General features: G+C 62.6%; 16 protein-coding genes and 1 pseudogene. 9 read left to right on the forward strand and 8 right to left on the reverse strand.

Annotation, left to right across the window (positions count from 1 at the left end; genetic code table 11):
* Positions 1-328: 328 nt before the first annotated feature.
* The 3 genes from FFY45_RS16810 to FFY45_RS16820 form a co-directional block, all read right to left on the reverse strand.
* The gene (locus FFY45_RS16810) at positions 329-796 is read right to left on the reverse strand and encodes a LuxR family transcriptional regulator (RefSeq protein ID WP_176341360.1); all 468 of its coding nucleotides are present in this window, start codon (positions 794-796) and stop codon (positions 329-331) included.
* A gap of 308 nt (positions 797-1104) precedes the next feature.
* Positions 1105-2121: a class 1 fructose-bisphosphatase gene (locus FFY45_RS16815; protein ID WP_176341288.1), complete on the reverse strand. Its 1017-nt coding sequence runs from the start codon at positions 2119-2121 to the stop codon at positions 1105-1107.
* Between the two features lie 250 nt (positions 2122-2371).
* Positions 2372-3574, reverse strand: a complete 1203-nt coding sequence (locus FFY45_RS16820; RefSeq protein WP_176341289.1) for an aromatic amino acid transaminase — start codon at positions 3572-3574, stop codon at positions 2372-2374.
* A gap of 156 nt (positions 3575-3730) precedes the next feature.
* On the opposite strand from FFY45_RS16820, the gene FFY45_RS16825 reads away from it, so the two are divergent.
* The 3 genes and pseudogenes from FFY45_RS16825 (at position 3731) to FFY45_RS16835 (ending at position 6902) form a co-directional block, all read left to right on the forward strand.
* Complete coding sequence (locus FFY45_RS16825; protein ID WP_176341290.1) at positions 3731-5866, forward strand: TonB-dependent receptor family protein; 2136 nt, start codon at positions 3731-3733, stop codon at positions 5864-5866.
* Between the two features lie 149 nt (positions 5867-6015).
* Positions 6016-6310: pseudogene (locus FFY45_RS16830) on the forward strand (hypothetical protein).
* Entirely contained in the window at positions 6273-6902 is a 630-nt protein-coding gene (locus FFY45_RS16835) for a hypothetical protein (RefSeq protein WP_255172014.1), read from the forward strand. The pseudogene FFY45_RS16830 and the gene FFY45_RS16835 overlap by 38 nt, the downstream one beginning before the upstream one ends.
* Positions 6903-7188: 286 nt before the next feature.
* Here FFY45_RS16835 and FFY45_RS16840 read toward each other — a convergent pair whose 3' ends face one another.
* From FFY45_RS16840 to FFY45_RS16850, 3 genes are all read right to left on the reverse strand, one after another.
* A complete protein-coding gene (locus FFY45_RS16840) occupies positions 7189-8514 on the reverse strand; it encodes an RCC1 domain-containing protein (protein WP_176341292.1) in 1326 nt (441 codons plus the stop codon).
* 346 nt (positions 8515-8860) lie between these two features.
* Entirely contained in the window at positions 8861-9337 is a 477-nt protein-coding gene (locus FFY45_RS16845; RefSeq protein ID WP_176341293.1) for a hypothetical protein, read from the reverse strand.
* Positions 9338-9517 (reverse strand): Hint domain-containing protein, encoded by a 180-nt coding sequence (locus tag FFY45_RS16850; RefSeq protein WP_176341294.1) that lies wholly within the window; start codon positions 9515-9517, stop codon positions 9338-9340.
* Positions 9518-9888: 371 nt separating this feature from the next.
* Between FFY45_RS16850 and adh the strand changes: the two genes are divergently transcribed.
* Complete coding sequence (gene adh / locus FFY45_RS16855; protein ID WP_176341295.1) at positions 9889-11418, forward strand: aldehyde dehydrogenase; 1530 nt, start codon at positions 9889-9891, stop codon at positions 11416-11418.
* Positions 11419-11725: 307 nt separating this feature from the next.
* Here adh and FFY45_RS16860 read toward each other — a convergent pair whose 3' ends face one another.
* Positions 11726-12142: a nuclear transport factor 2 family protein gene (locus tag FFY45_RS16860; RefSeq protein ID WP_176341296.1), complete on the reverse strand. Its 417-nt coding sequence runs from the start codon at positions 12140-12142 to the stop codon at positions 11726-11728.
* Between the two features lie 273 nt (positions 12143-12415).
* Between FFY45_RS16860 and FFY45_RS16865 the strand changes: the two genes are divergently transcribed.
* From FFY45_RS16865 to FFY45_RS16880, 4 genes are all read left to right on the forward strand, one after another.
* Entirely contained in the window at positions 12416-12637 is a 222-nt protein-coding gene (locus tag FFY45_RS16865) for a hypothetical protein (protein WP_176341297.1), read from the forward strand.
* Positions 12638-12739: 102 nt separating this feature from the next.
* Complete coding sequence (locus FFY45_RS16870) at positions 12740-13186, forward strand: Rrf2 family transcriptional regulator (protein ID WP_168959197.1); 447 nt, start codon at positions 12740-12742, stop codon at positions 13184-13186.
* 143 nt (positions 13187-13329) lie between these two features.
* Positions 13330-13974, forward strand: a complete 645-nt coding sequence (locus FFY45_RS16875) for an NADPH-dependent F420 reductase (protein WP_176341298.1) — start codon at positions 13330-13332, stop codon at positions 13972-13974.
* A 223-nt stretch (positions 13975-14197) separates the two neighbouring features.
* On the forward strand, positions 14198-14602 hold the full coding sequence (locus FFY45_RS16880; RefSeq protein ID WP_176341299.1) for a DUF779 domain-containing protein: 405 nt from the start codon (positions 14198-14200) through the stop codon (positions 14600-14602).
* 42 nt (positions 14603-14644) lie between these two features.
* Here FFY45_RS16880 and FFY45_RS16885 read toward each other — a convergent pair whose 3' ends face one another.
* Positions 14645-14824, reverse strand: a complete 180-nt coding sequence (locus FFY45_RS16885) for a hypothetical protein (protein WP_176341300.1) — start codon at positions 14822-14824, stop codon at positions 14645-14647.
* 150 nt (positions 14825-14974) lie between these two features.
* Between FFY45_RS16885 and ku the strand changes: the two genes are divergently transcribed.
* Positions 14975-15922, forward strand: a complete 948-nt coding sequence (gene ku / locus FFY45_RS16890) for a non-homologous end joining protein Ku (protein ID WP_176341301.1) — start codon at positions 14975-14977, stop codon at positions 15920-15922.
* Positions 15923-15931: the final 9 nt, after the last annotated feature.

Below are 15931 nucleotides of genomic sequence, written 5' to 3' on the forward strand. Positions count from 1 at the left end.
CGTCCGTGTAGGCTCTTACGCGGCATCCATGCCGCGTAAGGTCCCGCGACGGTGGGCGGGCAAAGACCAGTCAAGATGGTCGGTGTGCATGCTTTTGAACAAGCAACCTAAAACTGTCTGGTGCGGTGTCCTCACTGCTTGCGGGACCGTGTGGCGGCATGGATGCCGCCACCGAGCCCCCAGGGACGGGTTCACGGCGTGTCCCGCGAGCGGTGAGGGCACCGCGCATTCGACCCACTCAGTGTTTGATCTGGACTTCTGACTGCATCCACCAAGAGACGGCCGACAAAACCACTGCAGTCACTGACAGGCGCTCGCTCGCCAGTGTTCACTTAGACTGACTTGCCGCGCGTTTGAAATACGCGGTGCGCATTACCGGGTTGCCGTCCTTGAAGTACGCTTCAATCTCGGTCATGACCTTGCCGTCGGCGCTGACCGTGTAGGTGCGGGTGGACGCGGGGACGCCCTGGTACATCAGCTGCATGACCAGCACATCCGGCGCAGGCATTTTGACTGCAGCACGATCTACCAAGTAAGTGCCGGATGCCTTACCCGGCGTGCCGTCCAGCAACAGCGTGGATTGTGCCTGCAGCTTGTTGTTGTCGTGTTCGATGATCTCGGCGTCGGTTGCCCATTTGTTGCCTGGAACCTGTTTGAACTCCAGGACGACACGTTTGGGTCGTACCGCTGCTGGCATCGGGAGGCTGCTGGTATCCAGCAGCCAGGTTCCGACCAGTGGCGATGGCGCGGTTGATGCGGAGAAGGCGGGTGTGGCTTGCAACATGACGGCAGCCACCAGTGCAACGCATGCGGTCTTCATGAGAATTCCCTTATCGATATGTGATCCCTGCGGACAGTCAAGCGACTGCTTGCAAGGCATTGCGCATAGAGATCGACTTCCCGTAGACCGTCCCACTCCGGCCCGAGGGCGATACTCCCCGCTGCCCGGTGGTGAGTCAACTGACGGCACGATGTGGCCGTTGGCGCGGGTCTCGCGTCCCAGCGCATCGCCAGCGGCGCAATCAGCATGCGTTCCATAAAAAGACACCCGCACTCGGCGGGTGTCTTGAGTAAATCGGCATTGCTGGTCGCTAAACCAAAACCTCAGCCCTGCGCCTTATCCGCATCCAGGTGATACCGCGTCGCCTCAACCACTTCATTCTTCGAGCCCAAAAACACCGGCACGCGCTGATGCAGTTGCGTGGGTTGAATATCCAGAATGCGCTCGCGTCCCGTGGTGGCTGCGCCGCCGGCCTGTTCCACCAGCATGCTCATCGGGTTGGCTTCGTACATCAGGCGCAGCTTGCCCGGCTTGGATGCGTCCTTCTTGTCCCAGGGGTAGATGAAGATGCCGCCGCGGGTGAGGATGCGGTGCACGTCGGCGACCATGCTGGCGATCCAGCGCATGTTGAAGTCCTTGCCGCGCGTGCCGTCCTTGCCGGCGAGCAGATCGCCCACGTAGGTCTGCATGGCCGGTTCCCAGTGGCGCTGGTTGGACATGTTGATGGCGTATTCGGCGGTGTCCTCGGGCACGCGCATGTTGGCCTGGGTCAGCAGGAAGCTGCCTTCCTCGCGCTCCAGGGTGAAGGCGTGGGTGCCGTGGCCGAGCGTGAGCACCAGCATGGTGCTGGGGCCGTAGATGCAGTAGCCGGCAGCCACTTGCTTGGTGCCCGGCTGCAGAAAGTGTTCGTCGCCGGGCTTGTCGGTGCCCTCAGGAGCGCGCAGCACCGAGAAGATGGTGCCCACCGAGACGTTGACGTCGATGTTGGAGCTGCCATCGAGCGGGTCGAACAACAGCAGGAAGTCGCCGCTGGGGTACTGGTCGGGCACCGGCTGGCTGTGATCCATCTCTTCGGACGCGCACGCGGCCAGATGGCCACCCCAGGCGTTGGCTTCGAGCAGGATGTCGTTGCTCAGTACGTCGAGCTTTTTCTGCGCCTCGCCCTGCACGTTGCCGGTGCCGGCATCGCCAAGCACGCCGCCCAGGGCGCCCTTGCTCACGGCGATGGAAATGCGCTTGCAGGCGCGCGAGACGATGGTGATCAGCTGGCGCAATTCCGCATCGATACGGCCGGCGTGTTGCTCTTCGATCAGGAAGCGGGTCAGCGAGGGACGCGACATGGGAAGGGACAGCCTGTGTAGGAAGTGGTCGCCCATTGTCGCCATTGCGCCGTTAGATTTCGATCACTTGATGCGCGTTTTGCAGCAAACCTGATCGAACGTGCGCGAATGTGTTGCCGACGACATGGGCTACCGGCAGGTACCACTGCAGTTTGAGCGCCTATGCGCGGCGGCAAGGGCGGCGAACAAGCACAAAAAAACCGGGAGGCTCGCGCGCTCCCGGTTTGTGCGTTTCACCCAACCGCTGCAATCACATGCGGCTGACGGTGGCCACCGCTTGTGCCACGTATTCCAGGTTGCGCTGGCTCAATGCGGCCACGCAGATGCGGCCGGTGCCGACGGCGTAGATCGCGAACTCGTCGCGCAGGCGGTCGACCTGGGTCCTGGTCAGGCCCGAGTACGAGAACATGCCGGCCTGGCGCTGGATGAAGTCGAACTCCGGCGCGCCCAGCGTGGCCAGCTTGGCGACCAGGCCCGCGCGCAGGGCGTGGATGCGCTCGCGCATTTCGGTGAGTTCCTGCTCCCACAGATCGCGCAGCTCCGGGCTGGTCAGCACGCCAGCGACGAGGGCGGCGCCGTGCGTGGACGGGCTGGAGTAGATGGTGCGGATGATGCGCTTGACCTGCGACTGCACGGCCTTGGCTTCGGCGGCGGTAGCCGAGACCACCGACAACGCACCCACGCGCTCGCCATACAGCGAGAACGACTTGGAATACGAGCTGGCGACCACGTAGCTGTCGATGCCTTCGGCGGCCAGCAGGCGCACCGCGTACGCATCGGCCTCGATGCCCTTGTCGAAGCCCTGGTAGGCGATGTCGACGAACGGGAACAGGTTGCGCTCCTTCAACACGCCGGCGACCTGCTTCCACTGCTCCTTGGTCAGGTCGGCGCCGGTCGGGTTGTGGCAGCAGGCGTGCAGCAGCACCACCGTGCCCGGTTCGAGCTTGGCCAGATCGGCCAGCATGCCGTCGAAATTCAGGCCGTGGCTGGCGGCGTCGAAATAGGTGTAGTCGACAACCTCGAAGCCGGCCGCGCCGAACACCGCGCGGTGGTTTTCCCAGCTCGGGTTGCTGATGGCGATGGTGGAGGTGGGCAGCAGCTTCTTGAGCAGGTCCGCGCCCACGCGCAACGCGCCGCTGCCGCCAACGGTCTGCGAGGTCGCCACGCGGCCGGAGGCCACCAGCGCCGACTCGGCGCCGAACAGCAGCTCCTGGGTGGCCTTGTCGTAAGCGGCCAGGCCGTCGATCGGAAGATAGCCGCGCGGTTTGGCGTCCAGCGCGAGCTGCTGCTCGATCTTGTGCACGGCGCGCAACAGCGGGATGCGCCCGTTTTCGTCGTAATAGATGCCCACACCCAGGTTGACCTTATTGGGGCGGCTATCGGCGTTATACGCCTCGGTCAGGCCCAGGATGGGGTCGCCTGGAACCTGTTCCACGTTTGCAAAGAAGGACACGGCATGACTCGCTGAAGGACGAAAGAGTGAGGGACTTCCGGGTGCTTGACCGCGGCTGGGCCAAACCACTTCATCGTAGCAGCCCATGGCGGGCGTAGCATGCTTCGTTCCGTACGCAACAATGCGCCCGCAGTACGGATGAGGGACACTACGCCCATGCCCAGACTCACCTTGTTGGCCGCCGCGTGCGGCCTGTTCGCCACGAGCGCCGCGCCGCTCGCCCTGGCCGCCGACACGGCGCCGTCGTCTACACCGATCCAGCGCTTGCCCACCGTGCAGGTGGACGCCGCGCGCGTGCACGGGGTGGACGACTTCGACCTGCCGGCCTCGTTCACCGTGGTGTCGGCCGACGACGACAACCGCCGCGGCGCGCAGGTGTCCGAGCTGCTCGACGGCATCCCCGGCCTGGTGGCGCGCGACCGCCAGAACTACGCGCAAGACACCCAGCTCTCGATCCGCGGCTTCGGCGCGCGCTCCACCTTCGGCGTGCGCGGCGTGCGCCTGCTGGTCGACGGCATCCCGGCCAGCATGCCCGATGGCCAGGGCCAGCTCTCGCACTTCAACGTGCTGGGCGCCGAGCGGGTGGAAGTGCTGCGCGGGCCGTTCTCGGCGCTGTACGGCAACTCTTCGGGCGGGGTGCTGCAGCTGTGGAGCGCCGACGGCAAGCCGGGCGACCCGTGGCGGCTGCGTGCCACCTATGGCAGCAATGCCACCGTCAACGTGGGCGCGCAACTGCTCGGCCAGCAGGGCGCGGTGCACTACAACCTGGCCGCCAATCACTTCGAAACCGACGGCTTTCGCGACCATAGCCGCGCCAAGCGCGACTCGGTCAACGCCAAGCTCGGCTTCGATCTGGCCGAGGGCCGCCGGCTGGACCTGGTGCTCAACTATCTGGACGCACCCGACGCGCAGGACCCGCTCGGCCTGACCCGCGCGCAGTTCAACGCCGACCCGGCGCAGGCCACGGCGGTGGCCACCCAGTTCAACACCCGCAAATCGGTGCGCCAATCGCAGGCCGGGGCGATCTTCACCCAGCAGTTCGACAGCCAGACGCTGCGCTTGATGGCCTACGGCGGGCAGCGCAGCGTGGAGCAGTATCTGGCGATCCCGGTGGCGGTGCAGCGCAACCCGCTGCATTCGGGCGGGGTGATCGATCTTGACAGCAATTACGAAGGTGCAGATGCACGTTGGGCCTGGCAGGGCGACGCGTTGGGCCGGCCGCTGCAGCTGACCGTGGGCGCCAATGTCGATCGCCAGCGTCAGCACCGCACCGGTTACGAAAACTTCGTCGGCGACACGCTCGGCGTCAAAGGCGCACTGCGCCGCAATCAGCGCGATCAGGTCGAGAACGTGGACCAGTTCGCGCAGCTGTGGTGGCAGTGGAGCGATCGCTGGTCGGCACTGCTCGGCGTGCGGCATAGCGAGGTGCGCTTCGACTCCGACGACCATTACATCGTCGGCCGCAATCCCGACGACAGCGGACAGCGCGATTATTCGGCGACCACGCCGGTGGCCGGCATCGTGTTCCGTGCCGCCGACGACCTACGCTTTTACGCTTCGGTCGGGCGCGGTTTCGAAACGCCCACCTTCAACGAGTTGGGCTATCGCAACGATGGCGGCGCCGGCCTGGCGCTGGATCTGGGCGCGGCGACAAGCCGCAACTATGAAGTCGGCAGCAAGTGGCGCGCGCAAAGCGGTGCCGCGGTGGAATTCGCGCTGTTCCGCGCCGACACCGACGACGAACTGGCGGTGGCCAGCAACACCAATGGCCGCAGCACCTATCGCAACATCGGCGCCACCCGGCGCCAGGGCGCTGAGGTGAGCTGGAATCAACCGGTGGGTGACACTCAACAAGTGCAGCTGGCCTATACCTTCGTCGATGCCACCGTGCGCGATGGCTATCTCACCTGCGCCAGCAGCGGCTGCGCCACACCCACCGCGCCAGTGGCCAGCGGCGCGCGCCTGCCGGGTGTGCCGCGTCAGCAGTTGTTCGCACGCTGGCAATGGCAGCCGATGCAATGGCAGTTCGCCGCCGAAACGGTGGCCTCCGACGCCACCGTGGTCAACGACCTGGCTACCGAACGCGCACCGGGCTATGCGCTGGTCAATCTGGAAGCCTCCAGGCGCTGGACTACGAGTGTCGGCGCGCTGCGCACCTTCGCCCGCATCGACAACGTGCTGGATCGGCAATACGTGGGCTCGGTCATCGTCAACGACGGCAATGGGCGCTATTACGAGCCGGGTCCGGACCGCACCTATACGGTGGGGCTGCAGTGGGATTTCGGAGGCTGAGCTACCCGCAGGCGGCGCGCGTCCAACAACGCGCCGCTGCCCCGTAGGAGCGCACCCGGGCGCGACGAAGCTGTCCCGACAACACTTACCGCCACGCGGCCGCCACAGCAGCGCGCAGATGCATCTCCAGCAAAACGCCAGGCCACACCATGCTCGTCATCGATCACGCCCCCGCAGACTGGTTTCTCCTGCACGAGGACAACCGCTACTGGCTGGACATCAACTGCACAATCTCGGCCACCGGCTTCTCGCTCCTGTTGCCGTTGAGCGCGACCGAGCGCTGATGTGCTGGTAGACGCGCATGCCGCCTGCGCGCGGCTGGCGGCGCAGGTACAAGTCAAACCACACGCCTATGCCGTGCGTGATTGCAGCGCGCTGCATGGCAACCGCGTGCTTGCGGCGGTGCATGCATGGCGCGCCGCAGGATCTACGACGGCGGTTTGAAGCCGCGTCGCGCCATGCGAAGAAGGCTGTCGTCTCTCCCAAGGTGCGTGATAGCGTTGGTCATTCATTCACTGCATGGAGCGCGACGATGACAGCCTGGAAGCAAACGTTGATTGTGTCGGCGATGGTGGCCGGCCTGCTGGTCTGCAACGCAGCATGGGCTGACCACGTGGACATTCGCATCGTGCGCGACTACCCCGCTGGCACGCCGGCCATCGCACAGATACACGCCTGGTTGCAGCAGCAATCCCGGCTGACTACGCAGCCCAGGCGTTCACCGCCGCCGGCCGATGCCGCCGCGCTGGGCACCGTACGCATCAGCACCGCCATCTTCGATCGTCCATTGAATACGCGCGCCGATACCGCAAGCAATGCAGCACCGCTGCCGGTACGTGGCAGGCCGCGCGACGAGATCAGCATCGACGCCTGTAATACAGGCAAACGCTATCGCTGGGTCTACGCCTGGGAACAGTCCGGCGCCAGCGCTGCATGGCAGCTGCGCTCTTACCGGCTACAAACGGTGACCGACTGCCAACTGGCGCCGGAGGAGCCAATGGCCTCCAAGGCGGATGGCCCCAGGGAATCCACGTAAAGCGCAAGGGACCATCAAAGGTCGAGTGCCAATACACGTGCAGGCCATCGCGGAGGCTTGCCACCGCGTGCGACGTAGCGATCTCTGTGAGGCGCGGTGGCCTCAATGCGAAATATCAGCAGCGGTCATCGATGTTGATCGCTGGCTGCGAAACCGTAGAGCTTTTGGCAAACCATGGGCCCGCTCGACCTGCCGATGCCGGTGATAGTCGGTATCGCTGCCGGTTTACATCGATGCGCAGTGCGGAAACGATAGCGATAGCTCTATATCGATTTGGCGATGGCTGCTACGGAAACCGGCCCCAGATCCACACATGCCCATCGCGATCCACGGCGGCGCTGCGATCGCGACCCGCAGCGATCGCAATGGCGGGTGGAAGTCCCGGCACCTTGAGAGGAATGGCGGAATAAGGTTCTGTACCCGCAGAATCCCTACTTGATGCGCAGCGTGAGATGGCGTTGGTCAACGGCGGTAATGAGCCGAGCTGGTGAGCGTCGTCGTTTCCTGTTGCCCACACGCCACCGTCTGCGTCAAGGAATAAGGCATGACGCACGCCGGCACTGATGGCGACGATGCGTGGGAGACCTTCGACGCGATATGGTTTGGCCTGGAAGGGGCTGACTCCCCCCGGAGGTGGTTCGCGGCCGGTCACGCCGCATTCGTTATTGCCCCAGGCCCATACGTGTCCATCGCGGGAAAGAGCGAGCGCAAACCCATTCAATATGCTGATGGATGTGATTGCTGGCAGTCCGGGAATTTTCTCCGGAGTCGGGTGTGGCGCCTCATCGACGTCGAGCGCCCCTTTCCCGTTAGGTCGACACAGGGGCGCTTTCGATCCAGGGTGATAAATGCCTCCAGCCAAGGTGTTCGAGTTCGATAGGCTTCCCCAACCCCAGACCGTGCCGGCCTTATCCAGCGCCAAGCTGTAACGCATGCCGGTAGCCACTGCCTTGATGTTTGCCAGATCCGGAACACGACCATACGGAGAATCCGACCTGCCATCCCACAGGCCGGGCCGGCCCAGTTGACCACAATCGTCCCAGCCCTCGCTCCAGACATCGCCCTGACGATCAACGGCAAGCAAATGTTCCCTGCTCTTGGACGCGTCGACAATATTTGAACGGACATTCGAGGCCTCTCGGGTGTGAATGTCCGGCCGGCCGCTCAGCTGACTTGCAGCACTCACAGCGGGGACGCCCCAATTGACCAGACGGCCGTCATCGGTGAGGCCGATGCCCTCTCTCAGTGACGATGTGATGTGCCCCATTCGGGGGGCGCCAGGGTTTTCGCCACCGGCGCTTCGCCCTGGATAAATGTGTTCGGGCGCGCCAATACAATCGGCCGTGGGAAAGGCGAAGTACGACCATAGTTTCCCTTCGGTATCAATGGCAGTCAGCCTATCCAGTTGGTAAGCGATCGACACGACATGCTCAAGCCCAGGGATCTGCCAGGCTTCCTGTCGTGTACTTGGACACTCCAAGATGCTCCGCATCGCGGTGCGGGCATCTTCGGCCTTGCGTGCGCGTTGCTTATCGACGATGACGCCGAGCACGATGGGAGTCGCAGCGACCAAGGCGATGATGACCCAATAAGGTTTCGTACTCTGTGCCAAGAAAAGAGCGCCTCTGTTCAATAGGCATGGCCGGCAGATAATGCGCGGCTGCATGCGGACAACAGCATACCCAAACCATGCACAGACCCCTATGCCGAGACGCGATGGACGCAACTCACCTATCTCATCTGAGGACAAGACCCGTCACGGCTGGTTGAAGGCTGATGCCAGAGTGCCATAGACCACGGGTGAACCATCGCGCCGCCAGGAGCCGTGACTCGGAGGCGGCCAAGAGCAGCCAACCAATGACGCCGTTCACCGTCAGAGCGGCGCAACCGATGCTCGGTGTCGGCATCCACCACGCGTGCTCCCCGGCCTGAGATCCATCAGGCCTATCGCCACCGTATCAGGCGCAGTTGGCGTGATGTAACCAGACGCCGGCTGGCCCGACGTAGTAAGTGTGGAACTCCTCAATTTCAAGGCCGTAGACATCCACGCCCAGCAATGGCCCGTCGACGAATTTTTTGGTCGATCGATAAGCCTTTGACTTGGCCAGACGCCACGATGGGCCGCTAAAGTCGATGTCAAGGCCAAGCTTGCGATAACTGGGGGCTAGCTGGCACCAACCGACACCTTCAGTTCTGCTGCGATAGACCGGCGACACATTGATGACGCGCAGCTTACGGCCATCGCTACCGTGCAAGTCGTAACCGGGTCGTATTGCGCCAGCGGCGACCCATCCACGGCCTTCCACCCAGAAGGGATGATTGCCTGTCACGAAGGTGGGGGTCGTAAATTCCGGGCGGTTGGCGTCGACATAGGCAATCACGACAATCAGCTGATTGGGGTGCTTTATCGTTCTGAGCACAGAGCGATAGGCCAACTAACCGCCTTCTTCCGGTCGCGATAGCACCTTGTCGCCGGGCTTGATCGACTCGATGGCGACCTTGCCCGCTTCCGTCCATACAGACGTACCGGCGATGAAGCAGCCGGCTTTCGAGGCAAGCGTGCCGTCGAAAGCCACCCCATCATGACCATGGGCGTTGCGGTCAATTGAAGTCATATCGATGGCGCCCGTCAAAGGTCCTGGAGGTTTTTCGCCTAGCTTGCCCTATGCCGGCCCATCACGGCGACATCAGCCTGCTATCGCCATGTTTGGCGATACTTGCACGGTGATCGGCACTGCCAAGTCGGTTGCCGACCTTTGAACAGGCAACACAATGGACGTTGCAGGCGACGACGCCACCTGACATCCCATCTGTGCAAAGCATTCATCTAGGATCTGCGATGACGCGTTGCAGCGTGATTCGGCTGAAAAACTCTTGTGATTCACGGTTCTGCGATGACGCAGCGCAACAGGCGTTGCACTGACATTGCGCTAGCACTTGCGCGGGTATACACGTTCGCATCGGACCATCGCAGCAGGAGACCATGATGAATGCGCTTCCCTCCACCAAGCCGTTGAATACCGACCCGACCTCGATTTTCAAACCGCGCTACGACAACTTTATCGGCGGTGCGTGGGTGGCGCCGGCGAGCGGCCAGTACTTCGACAACACCACGCCGATCAGCGGCAAGGTGTTCACCTCGATCGCGCGCTCCAACGCGCTGGACATCGAAGCGGCGCTGGATGCGGCGCATGCGGCCAAGGACGCCTGGGGCAAGACCTCCACCACCGACCGCGCCAACGTGTTGCTCAAGATCGCCGACCGCATCGAGCAGAATCTGGAACTGCTCGCCTATGCCGAGACCTGGGACAACGGCAAGCCGGTGCGCGAAACGCTCAACGCCGATGTGCCGTTGTGCGTGGATCACTTCCGCTATTTCGCCGGCGCCATTCGCGCGCAGGAAGGCGGCATTTCCGAGATCGACAGCGACACCATCGCCTATCACTTCCACGAACCGTTGGGCGTGGTCGGGCAGATCATTCCGTGGAATTTTCCGTTGCTGATGGCCTGCTGGAAACTGGCACCGGCACTGGCCGCCGGCAACTGCGTGGTGATGAAGCCGGCCGAGCAGACCCCGGCATCGATCCTGGTGTTGATGGAAGTGATCGACGATCTGCTGCCGCCTGGTGTGCTCAATGTGGTCAATGGCTTCGGTCTGGAAGCGGGCAAGCCGCTGGCCAGCAATCCGCGCATTGCCAAGATCGCCTTCACCGGCGAAACCACTACCGGCCGGCTGATCATGCAGTACGCCAGCCAGAACCTGATTCCGGTGACGCTGGAGCTGGGCGGCAAATCGCCGAACATCTTCTTCGCCGATGTGATGGCCGAAGACGACGATTTTCTCGACAAGGCGGTGGAGGGCTTCGTGCTGTTCGCCTTCAATCAGGGCGAGGTGTGTACCTGCCCATCGCGTGCGCTGATCCAGGAATCGATCTACGACAAGTTCATGGAAAAAGCGCTTGCACGCGTGGCCGCGATCAAGCAAGGCAACCCACTCGATCCCAACACCATGGTCGGCGCGCAGGCTTCCAGCGAGCAGCTGGAAAAGATTCTGGCCTACATCGATATCGGCAGACAGGAAGGCGCCGAAGTGCTGATCGGTGGCGAACGCAACACGCTCGATGGCGAGTTGGCCGATGGCTTCTACGTCAAGCCGACCGTGTTCAAGGGCCACAACAAGATGCGCGTGTTCCAGGAAGAGATCTTCGGCCCGGTGGTGTCGGTGACCACCTTCAAGGACGAGGCCGAGGCGCTGGCGATCGCCAACGACACGCTCTACGGCCTGGGTGCCGGTGTGTGGAGTCGCGATGCCTCACGCCTGTACCGCATGGGCCGCGCGATCCAGGCCGGGCGCGTGTGGACCAATTGCTACCACGCCTATCCGGCGCATGCCGCGTTCGGCGGTTACAAGCAGTCGGGCATCGGCCGCGAGAATCACAAGATGATGCTCGACCATTATCAGCAGACCAAGAATCTGCTGGTGAGCTATTCGCCAAAAGCGCTTGGGTTTTTCTGAGTGTTGTCATGGCAAGCGTGACCCAGGTTGCGCTTGCCGCACCATCAACTCACCAGACCGCGGCATTGTTGAACAGCACATCGATTTGTCCATATTCGGCAATTGCAAAGGCCACGAGCCGGTGACAATCGGCCATGGCGCCAAGATCGACAGTTTTCTGTGCACTATCTGCCTCCGCGCCGCAGCCGACCCCCAGCGCACCCTCACGCGCAAACCGCAGGGCCGCACCCGATGCTGCCGCTACTGCCGGTAATCAGGCACACCTTGTCTTGTATTGCTTCGACACTGCAATAGCCTCCTGGTTGGCTTAGAACTGGGCACCGCTCATGGCCGCCATGAACGCCTGCGGATTCCAGTACTCGCGGTAACGCACCATCAGGCCATCTTTGAATGTGGCAAAGGTGGCGTAGCTCATCTCGTAAGGATTGCCGTTGGACAGGACGCGGCCAGACGCACTCCACTCGGCGATCGCCACGTTGGGATCGTCGGTCGCATAGATCCGCATGGTCGGCAGTTCGCGCACATCGATGACGTCCGGATAATTGCGAAGATATTCATAGAGTGCGGTGCGGCCCTCGAGGCGTCGCGGCGAACCTTCCGGTGCGAAGGGGAACTCGGCAACGACATCATCGGCACATAGGTCCGCCCAGCCTTTCATGTCCTTCGCCAGGAAGGTGTCCAGGCTGCGGCGCAACAGATCAACTACGTTCAAGGTGTTACTCATTCGTTGAAATCCTCGGAGTTGTGTGATCGATCACCGGGCGCTGCAGTTGGTCTCATGGCACGGCGTACTCAATGTGAAATAGCGAAAAGATAGCCTCGCTGCTTGCAATCGTAGTAGGGATAAACAGCGCGGCTATTGCTCATCGCGTTGAGTAGATGGAAAAACGCCAATGCCATGCACGTTTCTAGGCGGTCTGGAAAGTGTGGCGAAGATTACAGAATTTCATGGACAGGAGTAGCCTGTTATTTCAGATGGTATCCATCGGATTAACTGATGTACCACATGGGATGTATGTTTGATGGTTTGTCGCTGGATCAGTTGCGAATATTTGTCGCTGCAGCCGAAGAGGAAAGTTTCTCGACGGTGGACAAGGACCTCGCCGAGGGGCGCCTGGTCGAACTTGCAGTGCAGGGCCTGCCGCTTGGTGGAGCGCAGTTGCCAATGTGGCGATCTACCGCAATGCCGCACCCCCCGGGCCTGCGGGCCGTTGGATGATCGATCGGCTCAAGCAGTGCGCAAGCACGCGGCGCACCAACGTGTTGACAGCCCAGTAAGTGTGCTGTAATGTTGGTTACACACATTCACAAGCAGGCCGACATGCCCACCAGCACCCGCTTCGTCGTTGCGGTCCACATCCTGACGGCACTGGCCGTCAGCGATGGCAAACCGCTGCGCTCCGAAGATCTGGCCTACTCGGCCAATACCGGGCCAGTCGTGGTGCGCTCGTTGTTGTCGCGTCTGGCCGAGGCTGGCCTGACCCGCTCGCAGCTCGGGGCGGGCGGCGGCGCCCTGCTTGCCAGGCAGGCGAAGACGATACGGCTGCTGGACGTCTATCAGGCCGTCGAGGATACCGAGTTGTTCCCTACGCATCGAACGCCACCTTGCGAGAACTGCGCAGTCGGCGGAAATATCCTCGAAGCGCTTGGCCCGCCGCTGGCGCGGGCACGCAAAGCACTTGAAGCGGAGCTGGCAAAAACCAGTATTGCGTCGGTCGCAGCAGAGGTGGCGCGGCTTGGAAAGTTTTCGATCCCGCTGGTGTGGTGAAGTTTTCCCAATAAATGTAATAGAGTAAATGACACAAGTATATTAATGAGCTGTTTGTACGTTCGATGCCTCAACACCCGATCGGCCCATGTGGCGCCGCCGGCCCTTTGCTTTCAACCCCAACGTCTTATCAGGAGAACATCATGAGTATCGGTATCATCGGTTCCGGCGCCCTCGGCTCCAACATTGCACGTGCGCTCGCCAAGCACGGAATTTCGGCCACCATTTCCAATCGCCGCGGCCCCGACTCGCTGGCAGCGCTGGTGCAGGAACTGGGCCCGTCGATCACGGCGGGTACCACGGCGGAAGCGGCGAGTGCCGATATCGTCTTCGCGGCGATCCGCTGGAGCGATATCGAGAGCGTCCTGGGTAGCTTGCCGGCATGGAACGGCCGCATCGTGGTCGACGGCACCAATCCGGTCGAATTCCTGGACCCGAATTCGGAAGATGCGAAGGACCCCAGCAGTCCGCTTGCCGCCTACGGCATCAAGGCGGTCGATCTGGGTGACAAGCATTCCAGCGAAGTGTTGAGCCAGTTCGTTCCGGGTGCACGCGTGGTCAAGGCATTCAACCATCTCGACGTCAACGTGCTGCCAGAGCCAGAGGTTGCCGGCGGCAAGCGTGTGCTGTTCTATTCGGGCGATGACGCAGACGCCAAGGCCGAGGTTCGCAAGATCATCGAGGCTGCCGGCTTCTTCGCGGCGGATCTGGGCTCGCTGGAGGTTGGCGGCCGGCTTGCCTCGTTGCCGTTCGGTGCATTGTCTACGCACAACTTCATCAAGATCTAGGCCCGCAACCTCTGATGAGGCGGCGCTTCAAGCAGCGCCGCAGCATGCCGCATCGGACAGCAGGTCCCCGGCACGACAGTTGTCCAATCGGCGCAGCCGCGTAGGTCGGGCTGCACTTTGCAGCACGGCCGCGTGACACTCCGCGGAGAACGCATGCGCGCAGCAGCGTGAGAGGCGTATCGTGCCTGACAGGGCGGCCTGATGCGGCTGCAGGAGGCCGACGATGCAGCACACCACGCAATCCACCACGCAATCGGAGATGCCGCTGCAGGTCATGGCCACCTTGGCGGCGTTGCAGTTGATCGACACGCTGCGCGCGCGGCATGGCGAGTTGCTGTTCCATCAATCCGGCGGCTGCTGCGATGGGTCTTCGCCGATGTGCTTTCCGGTGGGCGACTTCATCGTCGGCGACCGCGATGTGCTGCTGGGCGAGATCGGCGGTGCGCCGTTCTATATCAGCGCCTCGCAGTTCGAGTACTGGAAGCACACCCAATTGATCATCGATGTGGTGCCGGGGCGCGGCGGCATGTTCTCGCTGGAAAACGGCGAGGGCGTGCGCTTTCTGGTGCGCTCGCGTCTGTTTGCCGATGACGAGTTCGCCCGCCTGCAGGAGGCAGGTCGGGCGTAGGGCTGATCAGCGCGGCTGGCACGCCTGCGCGTTGTTGCAGTTTCAGCGGTCTGTCGCGGCCGACGGAGCTGTGCCCGGCGTCTTGGCCGGGGTGTCGTCATCGGCCGGAATCAGCTTGTCTGGCGCATCGCCTGCACCGCGGTCTTCGTAATGTTCGGCATCGCGCTTGCCGTGCTGTTCGCCTGGGTGGGTGGGTTGCTCGCGTAGTGGGTCGCGGGACATGGCGTTCTCCTGAGATTCCAGATGGATGCGCAGTTCACCGCGCGCAGGGTGAAGAGCATGCAGTCGCGCCATGCGGATGGCTCACGCATGGATCACGGCGCCAGCGGTACAGCTATGTGCTACCCCAACAGCACCCGGAGTCACACGCCGATGGCACGACCGATCTGGACCGGAACCCTCTCGTTCGGCTTGCTCAATGTGCCGGTGTCGCTGATGTCGGGCGAGCGCAAGGTGGATCTGCATTTCCGCATGCTCGACTCGCGTGACAAGAAGCCGATCCGCTTCGAGCGCGTCAATGCCGACACCGGCGACGAGGTGCCGTGGAAGGAGATCGTCAAGGCGTTCGAGTACGACAAGGGCAGCTATGTCATCGTCGAGGAGCAGGACATCCGCTCGGCCTCGCCGGAAAGCCATGAAACGGTAGAGGTGGAGACCTTTGTCGACGCCGCCGACATCGACCCGCGCTATTTCGAAAAGCCCTACATCCTGGTGCCCGGCAAGAAAGCCGAAAAAGGCTATGTGTTGCTGCGCGAAACGCTACGCGACACCGGCAAGGTGGGCATCGCAAAAGTGGTCATCCGTACCCGCGAGTACCTGGCCGCGGTGATGCCGCAGGGCGATGCGCTGATCCTGCTGCTGCTGCGCTACCAGCAGGAAGTGGTTGACCCGCAGGACTTCAAGCTGCCAGCCGGCGCGGTGGGCGAGTACCGCATCACGCCCAAGGAACAGGAGATGGCCAAACAGCTGATCGAGTCGATGTCCGGCACCTGGCAGCCGGAGGATTACCACGACGAATTCCGCGGCAAGCTGGAGCAGCTGCTACGCAAGCGCATCCAGGAAAAGGGCGGTACCACCACCGTGGACATCGAGCCGCCGCAGCACGAAGACGCCACCACGAACGTGGTCGATTTCATGTCGCTGCTGCAGAAGAGCCTGCAAGCCAATACACGCACGCCGGCCAAGAAAAGCAGTGCGCCGGCAGCGCCTGCCAAGAAAACCGCAACCAAGAAGGCGGCCAAGAAGGCCACCAAAAAGACCGCGAGCAAGCCGACCAAAACAGCGGCTGCGAAAGCACCGCCGCGCCGCAAGGCCGGATAGGCCCAGCCC

The organism is Xanthomonas hortorum, from assembly GCF_011305375.1.
GTDB lineage: Bacteria > Pseudomonadota > Gammaproteobacteria > Xanthomonadales > Xanthomonadaceae > Xanthomonas > Xanthomonas hortorum_E.